Annotated in this window: 32 protein-coding genes and 1 tRNA gene; 24 read left to right on the top strand and 9 right to left on the bottom strand. The window is 35.8% G+C overall.

Features of this window, described 5'->3' with window-relative positions; all coding sequences use genetic code 11:
- Window positions 1–126 precede the first annotated feature (126 nt).
- Together selB and EDD72_RS09625 are read right to left on the bottom strand one after the other, a co-directional pair.
- The gene (gene selB, locus EDD72_RS09620; protein WP_132769761.1) at window positions 127–2,046 is read right to left on the bottom strand and encodes a selenocysteine-specific translation elongation factor; all 1,920 of its coding nucleotides are present in this window, start codon (window positions 2,044–2,046) and stop codon (window positions 127–129) included.
- 149 nt (window positions 2,047–2,195) lie between these two features.
- Complete coding sequence (locus EDD72_RS09625; RefSeq protein WP_132769763.1) at window positions 2,196–2,648, bottom strand: hypothetical protein; 453 nt, start codon at window positions 2,646–2,648, stop codon at window positions 2,196–2,198.
- Window positions 2,649–2,968: 320 nt separating this feature from the next.
- Here EDD72_RS09625 and EDD72_RS09630 point away from each other — a divergent pair, with 320 nt between their 5' ends.
- The 5 genes from EDD72_RS09630 to EDD72_RS09650 all read left to right on the top strand — a co-directional run bounded on the left by EDD72_RS09630 (window position 2,969) and on the right by EDD72_RS09650 (window position 7,761).
- Window positions 2,969–3,568, top strand: a complete 600-nt coding sequence (locus tag EDD72_RS09630; protein ID WP_132769765.1) for an anthranilate synthase component II — start codon at window positions 2,969–2,971, stop codon at window positions 3,566–3,568.
- The gene (gene pabB, locus EDD72_RS09635; protein ID WP_132769767.1) at window positions 3,549–4,940 is read left to right on the top strand and encodes an aminodeoxychorismate synthase component I; all 1,392 of its coding nucleotides are present in this window, start codon (window positions 3,549–3,551) and stop codon (window positions 4,938–4,940) included. Before EDD72_RS09630 ends, pabB begins: the two co-directional genes overlap by 20 nt.
- 22 nt (window positions 4,941–4,962) lie before the next feature.
- Window positions 4,963–5,763, top strand: a complete 801-nt coding sequence (locus EDD72_RS09640) for an aminotransferase class IV (RefSeq protein ID WP_132769769.1) — start codon at window positions 4,963–4,965, stop codon at window positions 5,761–5,763.
- Between the two features lie 18 nt (window positions 5,764–5,781).
- Window positions 5,782–7,473, top strand: a complete 1,692-nt coding sequence (locus tag EDD72_RS09645) for a glycoside hydrolase family 13 protein (protein WP_132769771.1) — start codon at window positions 5,782–5,784, stop codon at window positions 7,471–7,473.
- A gap of 191 nt (window positions 7,474–7,664) precedes the next feature.
- Window positions 7,665–7,761: transfer RNA gene (locus tag EDD72_RS09650), tRNA-Sec, on the top strand.
- A gap of 141 nt (window positions 7,762–7,902) precedes the next feature.
- On the opposite strand, the gene EDD72_RS09655 is transcribed toward EDD72_RS09650, so the two are convergent.
- From EDD72_RS09655 to EDD72_RS09685, 7 genes are all read right to left on the bottom strand, one after another.
- Window positions 7,903–9,051 carry a site-specific integrase gene (locus EDD72_RS09655; protein ID WP_132769773.1) on the bottom strand — a complete coding sequence of 383 codons (1,149 nt, stop codon included), beginning with the start codon at window positions 9,049–9,051 and terminating at the stop codon, window positions 7,903–7,905.
- 29 nt (window positions 9,052–9,080) lie between these two features.
- Window positions 9,081–9,497, bottom strand: a complete 417-nt coding sequence (locus tag EDD72_RS09660; RefSeq protein WP_132769775.1) for a LexA family protein — start codon at window positions 9,495–9,497, stop codon at window positions 9,081–9,083.
- On the bottom strand, window positions 9,491–10,126 hold the full coding sequence (locus tag EDD72_RS09665; protein WP_132769777.1) for an ImmA/IrrE family metallo-endopeptidase: 636 nt from the start codon (window positions 10,124–10,126) through the stop codon (window positions 9,491–9,493). The genes EDD72_RS09660 and EDD72_RS09665 overlap by 7 nt, the downstream gene beginning before the upstream one ends.
- Before the next feature lie 136 nt (window positions 10,127–10,262).
- Window positions 10,263–11,732, bottom strand: a complete 1,470-nt coding sequence (locus EDD72_RS09670) for a ComEC/Rec2 family competence protein (RefSeq protein ID WP_243643820.1) — start codon at window positions 11,730–11,732, stop codon at window positions 10,263–10,265.
- Between the two features lie 4 nt (window positions 11,733–11,736).
- The gene (locus tag EDD72_RS09675) at window positions 11,737–11,964 is read right to left on the bottom strand and encodes a DUF3006 domain-containing protein (RefSeq protein ID WP_165895041.1); all 228 of its coding nucleotides are present in this window, start codon (window positions 11,962–11,964) and stop codon (window positions 11,737–11,739) included.
- Between the two features lie 118 nt (window positions 11,965–12,082).
- Window positions 12,083–12,541, bottom strand: coding sequence for a hypothetical protein (locus tag EDD72_RS09680; RefSeq protein ID WP_132769781.1), 459 nt, complete (start codon window positions 12,539–12,541; stop codon window positions 12,083–12,085).
- Window positions 12,542–12,700: 159 nt separating this feature from the next.
- Window positions 12,701–13,060 carry a helix-turn-helix domain-containing protein gene (locus EDD72_RS09685; RefSeq protein WP_132769783.1) on the bottom strand — a complete coding sequence of 120 codons (360 nt, stop codon included), beginning with the start codon at window positions 13,058–13,060 and terminating at the stop codon, window positions 12,701–12,703.
- Between the two features lie 157 nt (window positions 13,061–13,217).
- Here EDD72_RS09685 and EDD72_RS09690 point away from each other — a divergent pair, with 157 nt between their 5' ends.
- The 19 genes from EDD72_RS09690 to EDD72_RS09765 all read left to right on the top strand — a co-directional run bounded on the left by EDD72_RS09690 (window position 13,218) and on the right by EDD72_RS09765 (window position 23,612).
- Window positions 13,218–13,448, top strand: coding sequence for a helix-turn-helix transcriptional regulator (locus EDD72_RS09690; protein WP_132769785.1), 231 nt, complete (start codon window positions 13,218–13,220; stop codon window positions 13,446–13,448).
- An 11-nt stretch (window positions 13,449–13,459) separates the two neighbouring features.
- Window positions 13,460–13,762 (top strand): helix-turn-helix domain-containing protein, encoded by a 303-nt coding sequence (locus EDD72_RS09695; protein WP_132769787.1) that lies wholly within the window; start codon window positions 13,460–13,462, stop codon window positions 13,760–13,762.
- Between the two features lie 16 nt (window positions 13,763–13,778).
- Window positions 13,779–13,949: a hypothetical protein gene (locus EDD72_RS12590; RefSeq protein WP_165895042.1), complete on the top strand. Its 171-nt coding sequence runs from the start codon at window positions 13,779–13,781 to the stop codon at window positions 13,947–13,949.
- Between the two features lie 93 nt (window positions 13,950–14,042).
- Window positions 14,043–14,552 (top strand): helix-turn-helix domain-containing protein, encoded by a 510-nt coding sequence (locus tag EDD72_RS09700; RefSeq protein ID WP_132769789.1) that lies wholly within the window; start codon window positions 14,043–14,045, stop codon window positions 14,550–14,552.
- A gap of 283 nt (window positions 14,553–14,835) precedes the next feature.
- Window positions 14,836–15,030 carry a hypothetical protein gene (locus tag EDD72_RS09705; RefSeq protein WP_132769791.1) on the top strand — a complete coding sequence of 65 codons (195 nt, stop codon included), beginning with the start codon at window positions 14,836–14,838 and terminating at the stop codon, window positions 15,028–15,030.
- Window positions 15,027–15,971, top strand: coding sequence for a YqaJ viral recombinase family nuclease (locus EDD72_RS09710; RefSeq protein ID WP_132769793.1), 945 nt, complete (start codon window positions 15,027–15,029; stop codon window positions 15,969–15,971). Before EDD72_RS09705 ends, EDD72_RS09710 begins: the two co-directional genes overlap by 4 nt.
- A gap of 3 nt (window positions 15,972–15,974) precedes the next feature.
- Window positions 15,975–16,796: a recombination protein RecT gene (gene recT / locus EDD72_RS09715; RefSeq protein ID WP_132769795.1), complete on the top strand. Its 822-nt coding sequence runs from the start codon at window positions 15,975–15,977 to the stop codon at window positions 16,794–16,796.
- Between the two features lie 50 nt (window positions 16,797–16,846).
- The gene (locus tag EDD72_RS09720) at window positions 16,847–17,830 is read left to right on the top strand and encodes a hypothetical protein (protein WP_132769797.1); all 984 of its coding nucleotides are present in this window, start codon (window positions 16,847–16,849) and stop codon (window positions 17,828–17,830) included.
- A gap of 5 nt (window positions 17,831–17,835) precedes the next feature.
- Complete coding sequence (locus EDD72_RS09725) at window positions 17,836–18,507, top strand: ATP-binding protein (protein WP_207893691.1); 672 nt, start codon at window positions 17,836–17,838, stop codon at window positions 18,505–18,507.
- Window positions 18,494–18,805: a hypothetical protein gene (locus tag EDD72_RS09730; RefSeq protein ID WP_132769799.1), complete on the top strand. Its 312-nt coding sequence runs from the start codon at window positions 18,494–18,496 to the stop codon at window positions 18,803–18,805. Before EDD72_RS09725 ends, EDD72_RS09730 begins: the two co-directional genes overlap by 14 nt.
- A 3-nt stretch (window positions 18,806–18,808) precedes the next feature.
- On the top strand, window positions 18,809–18,976 hold the full coding sequence (locus EDD72_RS12595; protein ID WP_165895043.1) for a hypothetical protein: 168 nt from the start codon (window positions 18,809–18,811) through the stop codon (window positions 18,974–18,976).
- The gene (locus EDD72_RS12965) at window positions 18,969–19,100 is read left to right on the top strand and encodes a hypothetical protein (protein WP_279388101.1); all 132 of its coding nucleotides are present in this window, start codon (window positions 18,969–18,971) and stop codon (window positions 19,098–19,100) included. The genes EDD72_RS12595 and EDD72_RS12965 overlap by 8 nt, the downstream gene beginning before the upstream one ends.
- A 251-nt stretch (window positions 19,101–19,351) precedes the next feature.
- Window positions 19,352–19,723 (top strand): RusA family crossover junction endodeoxyribonuclease, encoded by a 372-nt coding sequence (locus EDD72_RS09735; RefSeq protein WP_132769801.1) that lies wholly within the window; start codon window positions 19,352–19,354, stop codon window positions 19,721–19,723.
- Complete coding sequence (locus EDD72_RS09740; RefSeq protein WP_132769803.1) at window positions 19,698–20,153, top strand: DUF5651 domain-containing protein; 456 nt, start codon at window positions 19,698–19,700, stop codon at window positions 20,151–20,153. Before EDD72_RS09735 ends, EDD72_RS09740 begins: the two co-directional genes overlap by 26 nt.
- A gap of 162 nt (window positions 20,154–20,315) precedes the next feature.
- On the top strand, window positions 20,316–20,819 hold the full coding sequence (locus EDD72_RS09745; protein WP_132769805.1) for a sigma factor-like helix-turn-helix DNA-binding protein: 504 nt from the start codon (window positions 20,316–20,318) through the stop codon (window positions 20,817–20,819).
- Window positions 20,820–20,958: 139 nt separating this feature from the next.
- Complete coding sequence (locus EDD72_RS09750) at window positions 20,959–21,471, top strand: hypothetical protein (RefSeq protein ID WP_165895044.1); 513 nt, start codon at window positions 20,959–20,961, stop codon at window positions 21,469–21,471.
- Complete coding sequence (locus tag EDD72_RS09755; RefSeq protein WP_132769807.1) at window positions 21,461–21,694, top strand: helix-turn-helix domain-containing protein; 234 nt, start codon at window positions 21,461–21,463, stop codon at window positions 21,692–21,694. Before EDD72_RS09750 ends, EDD72_RS09755 begins: the two co-directional genes overlap by 11 nt.
- Window positions 21,695–21,913: 219 nt before the next feature.
- A complete protein-coding gene (locus tag EDD72_RS09760) occupies window positions 21,914–22,363 on the top strand; it encodes a terminase small subunit (protein ID WP_132769809.1) in 450 nt (149 codons plus the stop codon).
- A complete protein-coding gene (locus EDD72_RS09765; RefSeq protein WP_132769862.1) occupies window positions 22,350–23,612 on the top strand; it encodes a PBSX family phage terminase large subunit in 1,263 nt (420 codons plus the stop codon). Before EDD72_RS09760 ends, EDD72_RS09765 begins: the two co-directional genes overlap by 14 nt.
- Window positions 23,613–23,626 lie beyond the last annotated feature (14 nt).

Genomic DNA, 23,626 nt, shown 5'->3' on the forward strand with positions numbered 1-23,626 from the left:
CCTAAATTTCCCCCGTTAACCAAGAATTCTATCCCTATTATACAAAAAAACCTGTAGATTTGGCCACTAGTTAGGGACTTTGTCTACAAGCTGAAGGCACCTCGATGAGGTGCCTTTTCTTTGCATTTATTTTCGTAATTCACGGTAATTTTGACCTTGACGTAAGACAGTTACTTTTTCTTGGTCTAGCAGTTCCATTAAAGGTACCAGATATTTTCTGGACACATTCAAGAGTTCTTTTGCTTGTTGAATCGTGATCTGTTGTTCTTTGCGCAGAAAATCAATAATGATTGCTTTTAGTTTTTCAAAAGTTTGCTGATGAATGATCATTTTATCAGTCAGTTTCAAAATTTTCCCTTGATTTAAAAGGAAATTGTATAGTTCATTCTTTTCTTTTTCATTCAGCTTTACTTCCTTAGTCAAGTCATCCCAGGAATCAGGTGTAAAACCTTGTTCGATCAATTTTTGCTCGAGTTGATTTGCTTTCTCTTGAAGAGTTGGAGGTAATTGTGGTTTGAATGTTGGCAAAGCAACAAACTCCTCTTTTACCATAAGTAAACGTTTCTCTCCCCAATAATCAAATACGTTTTGAGCCATTTTCGGTTTCAATTTTTCCATAAATTGCTTCATGAACTCAGCTTTTGGGTATCCTAAGCGTAATGGATAGGTTTTATGATATGTTTCTAAGGTAGAAACGATTTGTTTTTCGATTTTTTCTAGTTGAGTTCTTGCAGCGTAAAATGGGTCTTGGCTTCCAGATTGAAATTCTATGATCTGTAGCTGTTTTGTTAATTTACTTAACCCTACTTCAATTTCGTTTTTTGGAAGAATCAATAGGGTTGATAGTTCTTGTATTGTTAAAAACACTTGTGAGCTTGATTGTAATTGTTGAAGAATGAGTTCATCTAAGGTTCCCTTGCTTTTTTGCTTTAACAAATCAATCGTTTCCTGACGATATTTATGTTTTTTTGCATTGGGATCGATAATCGATCCACCACCAATAGTTGTTGATGGAGAAGGACGACGAATGATAAAACGTTCTTTCCGTGATGAGATAATGGGTTCTTCTAGCTTAATCTGGCAATATACTGTTTCACCTGGTAGCGCTTCTTTACGATCATAAAATAGAACTGTACCCATCACTTCAGTCGTACCAATATGGATTTTGACCTCACTGTTTTGTTTTAGTGCAAAATCGATTTCATTTAGAAGATGTAACTCCACATCGACTCTTTGACTTGGTTCCCATTGACCAGGGGTAACTACCGAATCTCCCCTTTGTAAATCTTCTACTTCGATCCCTGTTAGATTGATCGCAACCCGCTGACCAGCGAAAGCTTTATCAACACTTTGGGAGTGAACTTGGAGACTTCGTACACGTACTTTGTGATTAGAGGGCTGAATTTCGAGTTCTTGTCCTACTTCTATCGTTCCTGAATAAACGGTTCCTGTAACAACGGTACCAATTCCTTTTAATGTAAAGACACGATCAATAGGCATACGAAAGAAACCAGTTGAAGTTCGTTCTGGGATTTGGCTAAGCATCTCTTGGATGAGAAGTTTTAATTCATCTATTCCTTCATGGGTAGTACTTGAAACTGCTAGAATAGGTGCGTTTTTTAAGATCGTACCTCTTAATATTTCTTTAATATCCTCTTTTACTAATTCAATGAAATCTTCATCTACAAGATCTTTTTTCGTTAAAACGATAATCCCATGTTCGATTCCTAGGAGTTCTAGAATTTGAAGATGTTCTTTGGTTTGCGGCATGATTCCTTCATCGGCAGCGATAATCAGTAAAACAAGATCGATTCCGACAACCCCAGCTACCATATGACGAATAAATTTTTCATGGCCAGGAACATCGATTAATGAAACCTGATCACCATTGGGTAATGTAAAAGGAGCAAAACCTAATTCGATTGATATATTTCTTTCTCTTTCTTCTTTTAAGCGGTCTGTGTTGATCCCTGTAAGAGCTGTTGATAAAGTAGTTTTTCCATGGTCGATATGACCAGCTGTACCAACAATATAGTGTTTCCTCATATGTATAACTCCTTCTAAAACACGATGGAATATAAAAATGATATAGTTATTATAACAAAAATTTTCATATCGTTAAAAAATGAAAAAGGTACTGACTCATAAGAATCAGCACCCATCAATGAGTAACTTAATTTATACTTATCTATGTTTTACCACCACCAACGTCCCCATGGACGAAATCCCCACCATGGGCGATATCTCCACCAAGGACCGAATCCCCAAAAAGGATAGCCAAATCCAAACCATGGATAGAAACCAAATTGTTGGATATCAGCATCTTCAAACTCATCCATATCATCTATATCAAGAAGATCAGTTTCTTCAGCTTCACGAGTATATGGAACATTCCAACCACCATACCATGGGTATTGACTATACCACCAAGGTCTTCTCCTTGGTCTGCGTCCATACCATGGGTACTGGCCATACCATGGATATTGTTGACCGTACCATGGATATTGACCATAAGGATATTGGCCATATCCTGGATAAAAAGGATATAATTGTTGATCTAAATCTGCAGTTTGTTCGCTATCAGTGAAATCATCTGTTGTGAGCCCTTCTAATTGTTCCTCATTTTGGTTGACATTCAAGTTTTCCATTTTTTTTAAATCCTCCTTCTGGTATATTGCCTATCACATCATCAATGTATGGTGAAATACCCAGAAAGGATACAAAAAAATTTAATTTAGGCAAAAGCCTAAAAAACTTTTCATCCTATCATCCTAGTTTAAGGTTATGGTGGAAAACATTTATTACATGAGATTCAACAAGAAACGATAAAATAAGTGAACAGAATCGAAAAATTAAAACGATCTTGGAAGAAATGAAGGAGACATTGGTATATCAAAGCCATTTTCTTGTTTTCATTGTGGAATGGAAATATAATTAAATAGTTATTAAATCTCTGGGAGTTGTGCTAATGATATTAATGATTGATAATTATGATTCTTTTACCTTTAATTTAGTTCAGTACTTAAAAATACTAGGGGAATTTGTAGAAGTTCATCGTAATGATGCATTAACCATTGACCAAATTAGAACGATGAATCCAGAAATGATAGTGATTTCACCGGGGCCATGTACGCCAAACGAAGCAGGGATTTCTGTTTCAGTAGTGGAGCAATTATCCGATGAATTTCCTATTTTGGGAATTTGTTTAGGTCATCAAATTATTGCTCAAGCATTTGGTGCAAAGATTGTTCATGCCTTAGCCCCAGTACATGGAAAAGTTCATCCGATTACTCATGATGGTAAAGGTGTATTTAAAGGGCTCAAAAATCCTCTGAATGTCACACGATATCACTCATTAATTGTGGATAAAAAATCACTACCTGAAGATTTAATCATTACTTCAACTACTGCTGAAGGAGAAATTATGGGTATACGACATAAATATAAGTTAATCGAAGGGATACAATTTCATCCTGAAGCCATTCTGACGGAACATGGCATAGATATGCTTAGAAATTTCTTGTATCATACTAGAGAGGCGAAAAAGAATGATTATCAAACCATGTAGTATATCTATTAAAAGCGTGGATTTATTTGAAGCAATAGCTAATGAAAAATATCCTATGTTTCTTGATAGTAATCAAAATTTTGAGGAATTAGGACGTTATTCTATCATTGTGGCGAATCCTTTTGGCTATTTAAAAACGATAGGTAATCAAACTGATCTTAATCTTCCAACTGGTCATGATAGAATAATAGGTAATCCTTTTAAAATATTAAAGGAGATGCTTATTAAATATAAAGTTAAAAATAATACAAAGTTTCCATTTGTTGGTGGATTGGTTGGCTATCTTGCTTATGACCTTGCTCATTTTATTGAAAAGCTTCCAACGAACACAATTGATGATATTCAAATACCAGATATGTTTTTTGGACTCTATGATGGTGGAGTTATCTTTGATCATTACAATGAGAAGGTATTTATTGTTGATAGTGGTGTTAGAGAAAATGAAAATGAACGGATTTTATGGTGGGAGAGGAAAATAAAACAAACAAAACAGTCAATGAACTTGCATCTTTATCATGATACTCCACCTTATCCCGATAGAAAAAAAGATCACAGCGCATTTAAAGGGAACATGAGTAAACAAGAATATTTTGAAAGTATATTAAAAATTAAAGAGTATATTAAGAATGGAGATATATACCAAGCTAACTTTACACAACGCTTTTCTGCAACATTTAAAGAAGATCCTGTCCAGCTTTATCTTCAATTAAGGGAAAAAAATCCTGCACCATTTGCAGCTTATCTTGATATAGGGGACAGCTATATTCTTTCTAGTTCACCTGAGAGATTTATCAAGCTAGTAGATCGTGTAATTGAAACAAGACCTATAAAAGGAACGATTTCAAGAGGATTAACACCAGCAGAGGATGCAAAAAACAAAAGTATATTAGAAAATAGTGAAAAAGATAAGGCAGAACTTTTGATGATTGTCGATTTAGAACGAAATGATCTTGGTAAAGTTGCGAAAACAGGGACAGTTGAAGTCTTAGATTTATTTAAAGTTGAAGAATATACAACCGTTTACCACTTAGTTTCAACGATCAGAGCTGTTTTAGATGATGGGTACGATGTTGTTGATCTAATTCAAGCTACCTTTCCGGGAGGATCGATTACTGGAGCACCAAAAATTCGAGCGATGGAGATTATTGATGAGTTAGAGCCTACAAAAAGAAATGTTTACACTGGATCGATTGGATATATCGATTTTAGAGGAAATACCGATCTAAATATAGCGATTCGAACCATTGTGATTAAAGATGGGACTGCACATTTTCAAGTAGGTGGTGGAATTGTGTGGGATTCTGATCCTGTAAAGGAATATGATGAGAGTCTAGCAAAGGGAAAGGCTCTCTTTGAGGTTCTTAAATCGTAGAAGATGAAAAGGGGGAAAAGGTATGATTCTATATAATGGTCAAATGATGAATAATAATAGTTCCCTTTTTTCAAGTAATGTTATTTTAGGAACAGGTATTTTTGAAACATTAACCGTTTATCATAAAAAGGCAATCGATTTAAATTCTCATATCGATCGCTTATTTTTTTCTTTAAAGTTTTTTAATCTTTATGTTGAAATTTCAAAACAAGAATTAATTTCACAAGTGGAATATTTTATCAAGCATATTGATGAAAAGAAAGTTGCTTTACGTATTACTGTTATTCAATCCACTAAAAACGAACCAGCTGATATTATTATTTCTGCGAATCATTTTCCATATCAAAAAGAAGATTATGAGAGAGGTTTTAAGATTAGTCGGTCAAGTGTTATAAGACATCGTTCTAATCCATTACTTTACCATAAGACAACAAATTATCTTCTGAATAAATTAGAATTAGAAAAAGCTCAACGTAAAGGTTATGATGAAGTTATTTTTCTTAACGAGATTGGAGCTATTACTGAGGGAACAAGAAGTAATATTTTTTTAGTTTGTAATGGCAACATCTATACACCAAAAACTTCTTGTGGTTTATTAGAAGGCGTGACTCGTAATAAAATAATAAATATTGCAAAAAAACTAGGATTTAATGTAATCATTGATACGATTCCAAATAATTTCCTAGAAACATGTGATGAAGCTTTTTTGACTAGTTCATTGTTAGGGATTATGCCAATATCTCAAATTGAAAACAGAAAATTAAATAGAAGTACGTTTGTAATCACACCAATATTATTGAATGAAATTAATATAGAAATGTAAGTCTTAGAAGGGAAAATTATGGAAAAAACGTGGTGGAAAGAAGCAGTAGTGTATCAAGTATATCCTCGCAGCTTTATGGATAGCAATGGAGATGGGATTGGTGATCTAAGAGGAATTACCTCTAAGCTTGATTACCTAAAAGAATTAGGAATTGATGTGATTTGGCTTTCGCCAGTCTACCAATCGCCAAATGACGATAATGGATATGATATTAGTGACTATCAAGATATAATGAAAGAATTTGGTACACTAGATGATTTTGCTGAAATGTTGACTGAAGCACATAAGCGTGGAATTAAAATTATGATGGATTTAGTTGTAAACCATACCTCTGATGAACATATTTGGTTTATTAAATCAAGAGAATCAAAGGAAAATAATCCGTACCGTGATTATTACATTTGGCGGCCAGGCAAAGTAAATGGTGAACCACCTAATAATTGGGGATCAGCATTTGGTGGTTCAGCATGGGAATATGATGAAAAGACTGGAGAATATTATCTTCATTTATTCAGTAAAAAGCAGCCTGATTTAAATTGGGAAAATCCTGTGCTTCGACAAGAGATTTATAAAATGATGAGATGGTGGCTAGATAAAGGTGTAGACGGCTTTCGTATGGATGTCATTAATTTTATTTCAAAAGTAGAACGCCTTCCTAATGGGGAAATGAAACCGGGACATAAATATGGCGATGGTAGTCCGTATTATATGAATGGTCCAAAAATCCATGATTACCTTCAAGAAATGAACCGGGAAGTGTTATCAAAATACGATATTATCACTGTAGGAGAAATGCCTGGCGTTGATGTGGAAGAAGCAAAATTATACACAGGTGAATCCCAAAATGAATTACAGATGGTTTTCCATTTCAAGCATGTTGGCTTAGGTGATGGGATCTATGGAAAGTGGTCTCCGGGTGAGTGGAAACTAACAGATTTAAAGAAAATATTTGCTCATTGGCAATATGGTCTTGCAGATGATGGCTGGAATAGTTTGTATTGGAGTAATCATGATCAGCCTCGTGCCGTTTCAAGGTTTGGGAATGATAAGGAATATCGGGTGGAGACAGCAAAAATGCTTGCTACGTGTTTACATTTGCATCAAGGGACACCATATATTTATCAAGGAGAGGAAATTGGCATGACGAACGTTCAATTTCAAAACTTAGATGATTATCGAGATATTGAAACCCTTAATGCATATAGAGATCTTGTTGATAGCGGAAATCTCTCTCATGAGGAAATGATGGCTGCTATCTATCAACGTAGCCGTGATAATGCTCGAACTCCTATGCAATGGTCTAATGAGGCAAATGGAGGTTTTACGACAGGTACCCCATGGATTCAAGTCAACCCAAACTATAAAGAAATAAATGTGGAAGAAGTGTTAAACGATCATAACTCCATCTTTTATTACTATAAAAAATTGATTCAGCTAAGAAAAGAGCACGAAATTATTGTATATGGCTTATATGATTTGATCCTTGATGATCATGAACAGATTTATGCTTTTACTCGTACATTAGATGACGAAATACTACTTATTATCTGTAATTTTACAAGTGATACACCTGTTTTCGAATTGCCAAACAATATTACGTATGAAAAGCATTCCTTACTGATTAGCAATTATGATGTTAAAGAAGATGAAATTATTCAATCAATCATTCTCCGGCCATATGAAGCACGAGTATATTTGTTGAAGAAATAGGATCTTGATTGTATAAAATCTCATCATTTAGACGCATAAAGATGACCTCAGTATTGGACTTGGGTCATTTTTAAATCCCTACTGGTAAGAGTTCACGGCTTTTACAGAACATCATTAAGAGAAGATGTACCTGAATATTCCTTTTCTTGATTTTCATATTTAAACATGATAAAATACTTTATGTCATTTTTGGGAGTGGTTGAGTAGCTGGTGCTCTTCCCGGTCTTCAAAACCGAGTGGGCGGCACGTGATGTCGCTGGTAGGTTCGATTCCTATCCACTCCCGCCAATACTTAAAAAGGCAACAACCACAAGGGTTTGTGGTTGTTTTTTTGTGCTAAAAAAGAAAGGACTAATTAAAAACGAGAAGTAAAAAAAGAGGATTTGCAACCGAATTGCAACCCTTTATCTCGCTAAAGTGTTTTTTAAATTAAATTTTTGATTTCTTTATTAAATCATCAAACTTATTAGCAGCTTCTTCCTGCATATTAGGAAGAACATGAGAATAAGTATCTAATGTGATGTTTATCGAGGAATGCCCAAGTCTTTCAGATACGATCTTAGGATGAACACCTTGCTCTAACAATAGAGTCGCATGAGTGTGTCTTAAATCGTGAAAACGAATAGGAGTTATTTCTGCTTTTTTTATTATTTTATTAAAACCTCTTGATAGCTCAGACGGCTGAAATGGATTTCCGTTAGGTTGAGCAAATACCAAATCAAAATCGTTATAAGCAGGTCCAAAACGAAGTTTATTTTCATTTTGCTTTATTTTTTGTTTTTTTAAAAGATCGATTAAAGAATCAGGAATAGAAACGGTCCTTTCTTTCCCATTTTTAGGTTCTTTAAAGATTAACCCTTTACCTTTCACTGCTTGGAGTGTTTGTCTAACAGATATTACTCTGTTATGAAAGTTAATATCTCTCCATCTAAGACCAAGGATTTCACCTCTACGCATACCGGTATAAATAGCAGTAAAAATAATAGGGAAAAAGGGAGAGTCTTTAGCTGTTTCAAGTAATTTTGATATTTCTTGTTTGTTTAAAGTAACCATTTGAACTTTTTTTGGTCTGGGAGGTTCAACGGCATCAGCAACATTCCGAACAATCAGTTGCCACTTCACAGCTTGTTCTAATGCTTCCTTTAGAACTCTGTGATGATGCAGGACGGTTTGGGCAGATAAACCTCCAGTACCATCAGTTCTTCCGTGAGAAAGTTTATCTGAATAATATCTCTGAATATGCAGAGGTTTAAGATTATCTAATGTAATGTGGCCTAGTGATGGGATAATATGTTTTTTAATGATCATTTCATAACCTTCGTAAGTCCTTGGAGCGGTATTTACCTTTGCGTAATTCTCTAACCATTGATAAAGGTAATCCCCAAGAGTTAACTTAGAAGGCTCAACATAAGTACCCATGTTCAATTCGTGAATTTTCTGTGCCATGGCTTTTTCAGCTTCTTTTTTTGTATTGAATCCTGAAAACCATTTTCGGATCCTCTTGCCCGTTTTTTCATCTCTTCCAACATCAATAACAAAAACCCACTTGGATCCGCGCTTTCTCACATGTCCTTTCATAATGTTCTCCCCCTTGATTCTTGTTACTTTTATCTCTTTAATAGCATATCTTCCGCATTGATCGGTTTAATCCCGCCAGTATCAGGCTTTATAACATATAAACTAAGCCCGATTATCTTTATGTCATCCGGATAAACCACAATATCATCAACATTATCAGCAAGTAAATGTATTGATTCATCTTTGTGCTGTGTAAATACTCTAGCGATCATCTCATCATCGATAACAGCTACGACGAGCTGAACAGGGGATGTAACCCATCTTGCTTTCTCAATGAGTAAAATATCTCCTTGATCAATCCCGAGCGAATTTAAGCCAATATCGTCAATCAAAAGAGCATAATCCACGTTGATGGGATAATTTACTTCAACCATTCCTAACTCGTGAGCATCATATAAGCTCCGCTTAGTTAATGATGAAATCTCTGAACGAATTTCTACTAACATTCGACCAGCTCCCTTGTGGTAATTATACTTTTGATTCCTGCTCCTTTTTGGTAAAAATAAATCTTGTTTTCCCGCACCTCGGTAAAATCCGCTTGATGATTATTTAATAATGATCGTTCATAATCTATACTTGCTTGAAATTTAGCATCGATTTGTGCTTGATATAGATTTCTTTGAAACTTGTCCAATTTTCTTTTAGCAAATCGTTCGGTAACGTTAAAGTTATCCATTATAAATTCAATGATTTTTTTGCTGGTATTAGGTAAATCAAGCTTCAATAGCATAAAAGTAGGGATGCAGAATTCTAATGCGAAGTTATCAGCTCTCATTTCTTGAAATTGAACAAAGGAGTCTGGCAATATTATCTGATTTCCGCATTGTCGTAATATATGAGCCATCTCGTGGCCGAAATCTTCCCATTGCTCAGCAGGGGACAGGCGACGATCAATAATGATACTAGCCATTCCTTTTCTCTCAAACGCTCTACTGCTCATTTCTTCAAAGTAAAGCCAAATGTTTAACTTTGCTGCAATATCGTTCAAATCTAATTGATACGGCTCCGTAATACCCAATTGCTGATAAAATTCTTTGATCCAATTTTCTAACGGTGTTAACTTATAGTTGTACAATTTTTACTCCCCCTTACACAAACATTTGTTCTGTTTTTAGTGTTAAAGAAAAGCTCTTAAAAGAGCTATATAAGAAAATATGTTCGTATTTATTATAAAACAAAAAGCCAAAAGTTGGCTAATTAATTTAAAAATTTTATCTCTTTGATTTTCTATAACCTGCTTTTATAGCTTGTTCTTCAGTACAGAACATTTCCTCTGCAATTGTTCTATCATAATAAGCTCCGCCTGGAACATGGTATATCTTTTCTCCACTTGAGCTTATATTCCCTTTAATTAATGGCTTTGAACAATCACCACTAGATGTCGTGGTTTTTGTATCCGTCTTATTTGTTGTAGTCGATTTTGGCTTGCTTGTGGTCGTTGTGACCTTAGTTGGAGCGTAAGACATAGGGTTTGAATTAAACACTACCTTTGAACCATTACTTGTAGCAATAATAGTACCTTGCTTATCCGTTCTAAATATTTTTATACCTTTACTACTCAACCTATTTAATATTTCTGTCGTAGGATGTCCATAATTATTATGGCCAACGCTAATCACGGCATAGCTTGGTGAAACAGCATTTAAAAATGAGAGACTAGTAGATGATTTTGAACCATGGTGGCCCACTTTTAATACGGTAGATTTTAATGTCTTTCCAGAAGCAATCATATCTGATTCAGATTCAATTTCTGCATCACCTGTAAGAAGGAATGATGTTGAACCATGAACGATTCTAATGACAGCACTGTTATTATTCATGTCACTAGAACCGTAATTCTTAATTGGGCCAACCATTTCAGCAGTCGCTCCAGCCCCAACGTCTAATTTTACTCCCGCAGTAGCTGAGGAAATTCCAATTCCCTCATTTTTAACAGCTAGAAGCATATCCTCATAAGACTTGGTATTATTTGCAACCTTTGGAGCATAAAATTTTTTAACTACAAAATTTTGAAGTACTACATCAAGACCACCAATATGATCGGCATCCGGATGAGTAGCAACCATAATATCTATCGATTTTACACCAGCATCTTTTATATAATTTACAACAGCTTGTCCATACTGATTATTTCCGCCGTCTACAAGCATTACCTTGCCAGAAGGGAACTTCACAAGAGTTGCATCACCTTGACCAACATTTAGAAAACGAACCTCAAGCTTTCCAGTTGGAGTAGGTTCGTTTGTTGTAGTTGTCGGCTCATTTGATACAGGTGTACCATTACTTGTATTAGTAGTTGTTGCTTGATTTTGATTAGTTTGTATAGATTTGACAACCTGAGTATTTGTTGTTTCTTGTTTCTCAACGGTACTTGTTTTTTCAGATGTTGGAATAGATGGAGCTCTTCCAGCAGCAAATACAGCAGATACTAGTATTAAATAAGCAAATCCTGCAACTCCCATTTTCCATAACTTTTTAGATCGAAACCCTGGTGGTATGTAATTAGCACTTTGAGAAACAGAAATCTTTCTTTTAGTTATAAAGAATACAATTGGTACAATAATAGGAAATAAAATAGACCCGACAAACCAAAGTATTGAATTCATCCCTCTTTTTTGTGCTTCAAGATAAACGTAGTAGGGAAGAGCAATTAATATTAATAAAGCCACAATATACCCCATAAACTTAATCCTCCCATAATTCATCCATTAACTTTTTGATTTTTATTTCTCTCTCTTTAGTTTCATCGAAATCAATGACCCATTGGTCTTCTTTAAGATAAACGACATCACCAATTTTAGCTTCATTAGGTAGATTTGAACGCTCTATGTCTTGTGTTTCTTTCGTATCGATCCATTCAATCACAGCAAGATTATCCTCGAATCGATCAATTACTGCTTTTCTGATATGCAAAATTTTCACCCCCTGTCAAAAATCTCCGTCACTAATTATATAAAATGACAGAAATGGTTTGGCAACATTTTGTTAAAACGGCACCTTTTTCAGATGCCGTTTTTTTTAGTGTAATATCTTACTTTTGAATTGGATTGTCTTTTCGTATTAAAGCATTTCCATCTTTATCTAAAATAGTAACATCACTAACTTTTACATCTCGTGTTTGATCATTTCCCCAACCTAAAAATGCAGGAAAGAGCTTTTCAGCAGCCTTTTCCCCTTCATCATCATGATAAATAGATGATTTTACAACAACAGAGTACTCTTCATTTTTATTTTTTATTAGTTGAACATCTTTGATTAAGTTATACCAAGATGTGCCAGTAAAATTGTCTTTTAAGTATGTTTTTAATTCAGCAAGGTCTTTTCTTGTTTTTTCGTCCATTTTTTGAGAAGATATATTACTATTCTGGGGCTTTTGTGTGTCTGGTTGTGCTTTTGTTGGTGTAGATGTATCATTACCACCGCTATTGGCAACAGCGATAACCACCACTACAACGACCACCCAGAACCACCATTTTTTAAAGATTTTCATTAATAAATACCCCCTTATAAAATATGAATGTATGCAAAGACAAGCGTAAACTTGTCCTATTGCCAAAGCTCAACAAATACTGACTTATTTCGACATTCTCCTTAAAAGCACGAAAACGACTCCGTGTAGGTAGTTGTTTTACTTTCGATGTATTATACTTTATTTTTGCTTATCCCCAGGCTTTCTCCCAGCCTCACGCACTTTAATAATCTCCCATATTTTCCGCAATTCTTCTTGTTTTTCCTTTGGTGATGATAAGTAATCTTTAAAGAAGACGCTAATTTCAGGGTCCTCCAATTCTTCAGGAAGGGAAGGAGATGGATCGTTGGTACGTCCAAGGAGGTAATCAACGGATACTTCGAAAAAGTCGGCGAATTGTTTGATAATCTCCATATCTGGTTTTCTTGTTTCATTTTCATAGCCTGATATTGTTGATTCAGCTAAATTAAACAGATTACCCAACTCTTTCATAGTTAGTTTTTTTTGTTTTCTAAGTTCACGCAATCTTTTCCCAAACATCTGTTGACCCTCCTTTCCTAGTTTCAATTATACTTTGCAAAACGCAAATTTTAAATATTTTACCAAAAACTTTGCAAAACGCATTGACACTTTGCATAATGCGGTGTATTATATTATCAGACAACACGTTATGCGTAGTTTGAAAGGGGTGAATACTATGAATAGCTTACCTAAATTAGCTCGTTTATCTGCTGGTTTAAGTATTGAGGATGCAGCAAAGAAATTGGGAATACCAGCAGGATACCTTTCTCAGATAGAAAACGGTTTACGTCAAGTAAGTGCTGAAAGAGCTGAACAAATTGCCAAACTTTATAAGAAAAAGAAAGAAGAAATTTTTTTACCTAGTCGCTACGCAATACGTGAAGTTAATGATCAATCAACCGCCTAGGAGGTGAAACTATGGAATCATTTGAAACAATGCTGCGTACCATCATCCGTGAAGAACTAATCAAGATTAAAGAAGAACTTAAAGCTGATTTAGTACAGGCTCAACAAACGAATGGATATCCTCCAGTAATCACTGTGAAAGAAGCTAAAGAGATACTGAAAGTTGGAACAACAACCATGTACGAGATCACCAAGCATCCAACATTCCCGGCGATCAGGACAAGTGATAGTAAAAAGGCGCACATCAAGATACCAACACAGAAGTTTTTAGATTGGATACAAGAGCACGCACATGAATTTAATCTGAGTGCTTAAAAAGGTGGTGATCGAATTGATTTATATAGCACGTGTTTGGAAAGACAACAAACAGCATTTCATCATTGCTGATAACATGCAGCAATATGAAGAACAACTTAAACAATATGATAACTATGTTATTGATCGTTCTGTAATCCAAAATGACTTGGGGGAAGTCATAGTTTTAAAAAAAGGCTCCAAATAGGGAGCTGTATATGGACAAGCCAACGGGTGAGGGATACAAGTAAATAATACATCTAGAGTTCATCCCAGGGTGGTAATGAGAGGGGGTGAAATAATGGGTGTTGGTAAGGCACTTAAAGAAGTAAGAGGTAAAGAGTCGCAATTAAAACTTTCGTTTGATCTCAATGTGAGCCGTGAAAGTATATCAGCATATGAAACTGAGAGAGCGAAAATACCATCTGATGTTTCAAGTGCAATCGTCAACAAATACGACGATCCTTGGTTTGCCATGGAAGTGGCAAATGAATATACGGCAGGAACTTCAGTCAAAAAACTTGATGGTGAGTATGTTGATTTACATAGGGCAAGCGTCAAAACAAAAACAGAAGAAGAACTACAAGAAGCAATTGATGCATTAAGAGGTATATCGGTTGTGAATCTAGCAAATTCAGTTAATCAATCAGAGTTAGAGAAAATTAGAAAAGCACTACTCCAGGTTATTGATGCGATTTATGCCGCAAGTCATCTAGTGGCCGTATTAACAAAAGAGTATGGATTTAGCTGGGTTAAATTGTGGCATGAACACTACAAAAAGTTACAAGAAAGACATTACGTGAGGGGATAAGGATGAAAAAGCAACTACTTCAAGCGTTACGTGAGACTAGAAACGATCAAATAGATGAGCTCTATATGATTCTCAACTATGTAAAGGTGGTGAAGAAATGAGAAAGATTTTTATCTTTAGCGGTAAAGCAAAAGATCTCAAAGCAGCAATCAAAGCTGAGATGGAAAAAGCCGCTGCTACTGGCAATAGCAAAACGGCTTAAAACAAAAAAGGCTATCTAGATTCTACCACTTTTATGATACTAGATAGCCTCAAGAAAATCAATGAGGAGGGGAAAAGTGAAGTGAAAGTAGAGTTTTGGTTGGATGCTAATCTACTTGGTATTAGAGAAAAGAAAGATATGCTACTAAGGAGAACTGGAACACTCGTAAAAGAATATCCTCATTTTTATGCAATTAGAACAAAAACAGGGTATATAACTTGTGTTAATAAGCATGATCTAATTTGCGGTCAAGCAAAATTGGAGGTATTAAAATGAACGCAAGTGTTTTAGCAATGACAAATGAAATGAGCCGTGAAGAATGGCTCAAAGCAAGACGTAATGGAATTGGTGGATCGGATGCTGCTGCGATTGCAGGTCTGAACAAATGGAAGTCTCCAGTGGCTGTCTACTTAGAGAAAACTGGAATGGTAGAAGTAGAAGAAGTATTTAGTGAGGCAGCGTACTTTGGAACATTACTCGAAGATGTTGTAGCTCAGGAGTTTTCAAAGCGGACTGGTTTAAAAGTAAGAAGAAAGAATGCAATCCTTCAACATCCAGAATACCCATTCATGATTGCAAATGTGGACAGGCTCATAGTTGGAGAAAACGCAGGTTTAGAATGCAAAACGGCCAGTGAATACCTCAAGGATGAGTGGAAAGACGATGATATTCCGGCGTCATATCTCATTCAATGCCAGCATTACATGGCCGTGACTGGTTTTGATTCCTGGTGGATTGCAGTTCTCATCGGAGGCAACAAATTCATCTACAAGAAAATTGAGCGAGATGAGGAGATAATTCAGTATCTAATTAATATCGAAAAAGACTTCTGGGATAATCACGTAGTTAAAAGAATTCCTCCTATGTTCGACGGAAGCAAAGCTTCTTCTGATTTACTCAAGGCATTATATCCAGAAGCTGAACATGATTCTGAAATTGAGCTCGATAGCGAAGCAGATACGCTTATTACAGCATTAGAGCAAGTGAATGAGGAGTTAAAACAATTAGAAGAAAAGAAAGCTGAATATGAGAATCGCATCAAGGCAAAACTTGGTGATTTTGAGCGAGGGATTGCTTCTAACCATATTGTAACTTGGAAGACTATTAACTCATCAAAATTTGATAGTACAAGATTCAAAAAAGAACATCCTGATTTATACAAACAATATGTTAAAGAATCATCATATCGTAGATTTTCAATAAAAAGGGAGGCGTAAGGTATGGCAACAAATGAAAAAGTAAAAACTCAATTAGCTAACAGAGCAAACGGACAAGCTCCTACTCCAACACCTGAACAGACGATTGCAGCTTATATGAAGAAAATGGCTCCAAGATTTGCGGAAGTTTTACCTAAGCACATGGATATTGATCGCATGACTAGAATCGCACTTACAACAATCAGAACAAACCCAAAACTGTTAGAAGCGTCTGTTCCTTCACTTCTAGGCGCTATTATGCAAGCTGCACAGTTAGGGCTTGAACCTGGACTTGTTGGACATTGTTATCTGGTACCTTTCAAGAACGGAAAAACAGGTCAGACAGAAGTCCAATTTATCATTGGTTATAAAGGAATGATTGACTTAGCCCGCAGATCGGGAAACATCGAAAGCATTTATGCTCATGCGGTTTATGAAAACGACACGTTCGAATATGAGTACGGCTTACATCCGAAGCTTGTTCATAAGCCAGCCATGACAGATCGTGGTGAATTTATCGGCGCCTATGCAGTTGCTCATTTCAAAGACGGTGGCTATCAATTCGAATTCATGCCGAAAGAAGAGATCGAGAAACGTCGTAATCGCAGTAAAACAGCTAATGGAGGACCATGGGTAACGGACTATGAGGAAATGGCTAAAAAGACGGTAGTAAGACATATGTGGAAATATCTACCCATCAGCATCGAGATTCAGCAGGCGGCCGCACAGGATGAAGTGATTAGAAAAGATGTTACGAGTGAACCTGAGTTCGTTGATGATGTGATTGATATAAGCACAGAAATTGAAGAGCAATCTGTTGAAGTTGAAGGGGAAGAGGCTCAATAAGAGCCTTTCTCTAAAAAACATATTTATACCCAGCGAAAGCGGTGTTTAAATTGCATGGTTGGATTAAATTATACAGGAAAATTCTTGATAGTGAAATGTATCAAAAATTAAATAGCAAACAAAGAGATGTTATGATTACATGTTTACTTTTAGCGAATCATAATGAATCAAAATGGGAATATAAAGGAGAAATTTATTCCGTAAAGTCTGGTCAATTTGTAACATCTCTTGAAAGTTTAAAAAAACATTGTGCTTCAGATGTAACAATCCAAAATATAAGAACTGCACTAAAAAAATTAGAAACGTGGGGCTTTCTAACAAACGAATCAACAAAGGAAGGAAGACTTATAACCATTGTAAATTGGGAGTTTTACCAATCTGGAGAGGACATAACTAACAAAGAAACTAACAAAGAGCTAACAAAGATAAATGAGGAAAATAAACATCAAAAATCAAAAATAGGTCAAATTTCAACAAGCAAATCAACAAACGAATTAACAAACATATTAGATACGACAAATCCTATAAAATCAACAGTTTGTAAAAATGGTGATGTTTTAATTAACAAAGAAACTAACAAAGAAACTAACAAAGAACTAACAAAGAACCAACAAAGAGCTAGCAAAAATCTAACAACTAACAAGAATAATAGTAAGAATGATAGTAAGAATGATAAGAATATAAAAAATATATATGCTGAACAAGTTCAGCAAGTTTTTGACTTTTATTTAGAAACTTTCGAAGGATTCTTTAAAACATATAGTCTAACAAAAGAAAGAAAAGCGAAGATAGAAGCTAGGTTGAAAGAAGGATATACAGTTGAACAAATAAAAACAGCAATTCGTAATATAAGACAATCATCATTCCATTGCGGAGAAAATGACAGAAACAAATTCTATGCAGACATAACGTTCGTTTGCCGGAATGCAAGCAAGCTAGAAGAATGGATAAACTACAATGCAAAGCAAAAGCAAGACAAAAACAAAGTGATAGACTATTACGAAGCTGCTAAAAAAACAAAGTATGGGTGGTGATATTGGTGATCGATGATGACATTTTGACTTTTCTGAGAAAAAGCATTGCTAAAAATGAAGCAGAAGCTCAAAAGATTCTAGCAGAAGAAAGGCAAAAAAGATTAGACAAACTACTATCTGATAGCGGATTAGGGAAGAAATTTCGCAAGAGAACATTCAGCACATTTAAAGTTACTAAAGATAACCACGTCGCTCTAACAGCAGCTCAAAATTTTATCAATGAATTTCCGAACGGAAAAGGGTTGCTTCTAACAGGACCGGTTGGAACAGGAAAAACACACATTGCAGCAGCAATAGCAAATGAGCTAATCAAACAATTCTATACAGTCATTTTTAGGAATGTAGTAGATATTATCTCACTAATTGTCAGCACATATCACCAAAGTGAAAAGACTATCTTGGAAATTATAAATACTTTTACAAAAGCTGACCTACTGATAATAGATGATCTTGGCAAAGAGAAGATGACAGAACATACAAGCACGGTACTTTATCAGATTATTAACAAGATATACGAAGACGAAAAACCGATCATCATCACAACGAATTTTACTAGTGAAAAGTTAGAACAAAATCTTGGAGAACGAGGCAATGCGATAGTATCAAGAATAACTGAAATGTGTAGACCTATTGTTTTAAGTGGCCGTGATTGGAGGCTTAAAAATGCAAGTAGTTAAGGAATTAGCTGGGGAAATCAGCAATTATAATCGCAAAACAAAGATAAATGTCCCAAAGTGCTTTGTCTGTATGGATAGTGGTGTAATTCTGTACAAAGAAAAAACTGACTTTGGATATATAGCAGAATACGCAGCAAAATGCACATGTCAGGCTGGGCATCAATACAGATCATTAATATCAATCACAGAGGTAATGGACATAGAGAAAATCGCAAAACAGAATTTTGCAGCATGGTATAAAAACAACAAAGATAAGAATGGTTTTAAAGATGTGATGAAAAAACTGAAAGGAGCATAAAACATGCAAATCGAGATTTTACCATTTGGAATTTATTTTAAAGCGGGAACTCCTACAAAAGAAAAAATTGAGGAAGTAAATCAAGAGATACAACGATTGTTGGCAGAATTAGATCAAGGGGATGGAAAAGATGAGCATGTCTCATGCGAAAGGATGAATCTTAATGCCTGATGAGTTACTCGAAAAACTAGCAAACTATTACACGAGCGAATATGTGAAGCTAAATAGACCAGAAATTGCTTCGATTCCATTCTGGCGATGGCTTCAACGCCTTGGATGGAAGGTAATGAAATGAAGTTTGTCCTACCTGCAAATGGGAAAAAGGTGGTGTCTGCATGAAAAAATATTTGTGGTTGGTGCATTGGGATAACTATACCGGTTCTTTCCAGACACGTATTGTGACGGACAAAAAGGACATCGTAAAGGCTATCGAGGTTTTTTGCAGATTAAAATAACGGATAAAGAAGTTGGTATCAATCGAGTCGAATTTATCGGCGAAGTATATGTGTGATAAATAAAAAAGACCGGACTTCTGAGGTGAGGAGATTGTACAAAATCATTATTCCGGGGCGTCCGGTGCCAAAAGGGCGTCCAAGACTTGGGAAAAACGGAAACGTATATACGCCACGTAGGACAAAACAATATGAGGAATTGATTGGATGGAAAACAAAAGAAGTCATCAAACAACCGCTTGAGGGAAACATAGCGCTTCACATACGAGTATACGTAAAAAGAAATGTATTTCCCGATATTGATAATATCGCAAAGAGCTGCATGGATGGGATGAACGGAATTGCATATAAAGATGATAAACAAGTTTCGTTTCTATCGATTCAACGAATTAGAGGAGAAGAGGAAAAAGTGGAAATAGAGATTGAGGAGGTGACAATCAATGTATCTCACAAAAGCGGATCGTGAGAACATCATCATGCTCGTAGGCTTAGAAGGCGCACTTATTGAGCTTGAGAAAGAGTGGGCCGCGCATAACAGACCAAAAGAGTGGCTTAAGCCATTGCGGATGGCAAAGACGTGGTTAGGAAAGACAAGTGATGCGATAGCGGAAGTGATTTCTGAAGAAGACAAGAAAAGAACATACAAAATGCTAAACAAATATCAAGTTGTTCTAATGCCGAATGAAGAGGCAAGAAAAGAGATTCAAAGACCTGAAATGATCTCATTGCATACTGATGTACTTGGTGATCTTGCAGAAGCGGTACTTGAAAGTCAATGTAACGGGTGCAAAAAAGAAGATTTCAAAAGCTGCAAATATCGAAATGCACTTATGGATGCAAGTATTCCGGCTTTTGACGCTGAAACGAAAGGTTGTCAATACAAGTATGAAGGTTAGGTGATATGACTTGTGTGTTGCTTTAAAAAGGAAAAATATCTACATCGCATGTGAAAAAACGGTATAAAGTTGTTGTTAGATAAAAAAATCCCCTCAACACGTGAGAGGAAGGTATGTTCGCTTAAACTTATTATACCATAAAACGGGTGAGGGGTGGTTGTCTTGGATGATTTACTTAAAAGTTATCAGGAATCGCTCCGTTTAGTCAGAGATCTTTTGAAACGCAAAATAAGCGATGAAGATCGATCAGTATTGAGAAGCATAGAAAGTGATTTAGTATATGCAATTGACTGGATGAAGACAGGAAGAAGACCTGGCAATCGGAGAGGCATTGAACGACGAGCTGCTTATCAACGTGAGAAACTTTTCGACCCGTTGCTGATGCAAAAATTTTTCCGCTCAAGCGAACCAACTTACGAATGGGACGAACACGAAAGAGAAAGCTCCATTATTAGTTGGGATTGGGAACGCATTGAGGACGCTTTGTCGGTGCTCACCGAACGAGAACGAGAAACGTATCTCATGTCGCGAGGATATTGTCTGACATATAGTGAGATTGCGAATTATCTTTGTATCTCATCGAGTAGTGTTCAGACGATGATTGAACGAGCCGAAAGAAAAATCAAAAAACGCATAAAAGAAAGCCTCTTCTGCATGTGCGGGTGAAGAGGCTTTCTTTTATAAGTGACTAACTTTTTATTTGCCATAATTTTTCGAAAAGAAATTTTTTGAAATGTATTGAATACGTTACAAAAATGATGTATATTATAAGTGTAACGAATGCGATACGAAAGAGGGATTGGAAATGAAGTTTATTCGTTTACAAAGCAAAAAGTACGAGATTAATGAAAACAGCAAGTCGTTCGAGTGGGGATTCCCAGATTTACACGCGGCTATGCATGAAGATATTTCGTTCGTTTCTGAACAGTATGAAGGTATTCCTAATCATCAGTTTAACAAAAAATTTGAAAATATGTTATTTGCGGAAGATAAAGAAACAGAAAACAAATTACTCGAAGAACTTTGGGAAGAGTATGTTGGTTGGGGAATGGCACTACCTGGTGTTAGCTGCTATCGTTTTGAAGAAGGAAAAGAAAACGAAGCGGCAAAAAAGTTATATGATTACTTTCTTCAACGTGATCCAGAAGCGTTAGAAAGCGATGAATACTACGTTTTAATTTTTGAAGGGGATGAGTTTTTCTCAAAAGGACACAATGGTGAAGAGGTAGCGGTGTTCAGAAAAGAAATAGAGAGAGTAGAAACAAAAGAATTTTTCAGTCGATATCTAATTGATGAGGAGTGGGAAGATGAAGAATGAATGGGTTAATCCCCTTTTCCTCGTCTATACCGCACAAGAAGCGGCGGAACTATGGGGATTAGCAGAACCGACTGTGCGGCAATGGATACGGAGAGGGAAGTTTCGGGAAGATGAAGTGAGGAAAAGTGCCGGAACATGGTTAGTGACACACGAAGCCATGGAAAGATTAGTAGGAAAGATAAAAAACAAAGAGGAAAAAATTAAGTACAAAACTGAACCGTGAAATGATTTTAGAACGAACGGACGCAGTAATTTTGTCGTGTAAAAGCCACTTATATATGAAAAGATGATTTTTTGGATGTGATATAAATGTGTGATAAGTGTGTATGGTCAAGCTATTCAGGAACGAAATATGTTTGTCCGTTTTTAAGATGCGTAAAAAAGAGTGGGTGGAAGGTGGATTCTAAATAGAGTATTTTAGATGAGAAGCGGGTGAGGTGATGTGAAACTAACAGAAAAACAGAAGAGGTTTGCGGACTATTACATTGAAACTGGAAATGCAACAGAAGCATACAAGAGAGCTGGATATAAAGCAAAAAATTATGAGACAATAAGAGCCAATGCTTCAAGATTGCTAACAAATGCTAACGTTAAAGCCTATATTGATACAAACTTGAAACAAAAAGATAATGAACGTATCGCCTCACAAAATGAAGTATTAGAATTTCTGACAAAAGTGATGCGTGGAGAAGTAGTTGAAGAAATACCAGTTGTAATGAAAGACAATTGGGAAATGGTAAATAAAACTCCAAATGTAAAAGATAGAGTTAAAGCTGCCGAATTGTTAGGAAAGAGATATACATTATTCACTGAAAAAGTAAATGTTGAAGGTAATTTAGGTGTTCAGATAGTAGATGACATAGAAGATGATGCCAATGATGATGAAGGTTAAATTAAGCGAGCTAATAGCACCGAGCTTTTACGAAGTACACAATGACATAAAGCATAATAGATATACACACTATTGGCTAAAAGGTAGCAGAGGTTCAACAAAATCATCGTTTGCTAGCATAGAAATAATATTAGGCATAATGAAAGACAAAAACGCCAATGCGCTGGCCTTGAGAAAAGTTAAAGAGACTTTAAAAGATAGTGTATTTGAACAGCTTGTATGGGCCATAGAAAAACTAAATGTTGCTGATTACTGGGATATAAAACACAGCCCAATGGAAATGACATATATCCCAACAGGGCAAAAGATTCTATTTCGGGGTGCTGATAAACCAAAAAAGATTAAGTCAACGAAAGTATCAAAAGGCTATATCAAGTATATTTGGTATGAAGAGGTCGACGAGTTTAATGGCATGGAAGAAATAAGGACAATCAATCAGTCCCTCATGCGTGGCGGAGAACAATTCGTAATATTCTACACATACAATCCGCCAAATTCAGTTAGAAGCTGGGTAAATGAAGAAGTATTAATTGAAAGGTCAGATAGAAAAGTACATCATAGCACATATTTGACTGTTCCTAAAGCATGGCTTGGGGAACAGTTTTTTATTGAAGCAGAGCATCTTAAAAAAGTTAACGAGAAAGCATACAGGCATGAATACTTAGGAGAGGTTACAGGCACTGGTGGTGAGATATTTGCTAATGTAACAGCGAGAAAAATCACCGATGATGAAATAAAGATGTTTGACAGGATAAGAAGAGGCCTTGATTTTGGATATGCATCTGATCCGCTTCATTATTCAGTATGCCATTACGACAAAACACGCAGAAGATTATACATTTTCTATGAAATACATCAAGCAGGGCTAAGCAATCGAAAAGCAGCAGAATTAATAAAAAGAGAAAATACATTAAATGGCTGGATTGTTGCAGATAGTGCAGAACCGAAATCAATAGCAGAGCTTAAAGAATATGGATTAAGGGTAAAAGGTGCAAAGAAAGGCCCTGATAGTGTTGAGTATGGGATAAAGTTTTTGCAAGACCTAGAGGAAATCATAATTGACCCTGAAAGATGCCCAAATACATTGAGAGAGTTTTTAAACTATGAACTTGAAAAAGATAAAGATGGTAATTTCAAAGCTGAATTTCCAGACAAAAACAATCACAGCATAGATGCGATTCGCTATGCGCTTGAAGATGATATGTTAGACAGGCGTAGAGCTATTGTGGACAAACCAGCAGGTTGGTAAATTGTACGAAAGGT

The organism is Tepidibacillus fermentans, from assembly GCF_004342885.1.
Classification (GTDB): domain Bacteria; phylum Bacillota; class Bacilli; order Tepidibacillales; family Tepidibacillaceae; genus Tepidibacillus; species Tepidibacillus fermentans.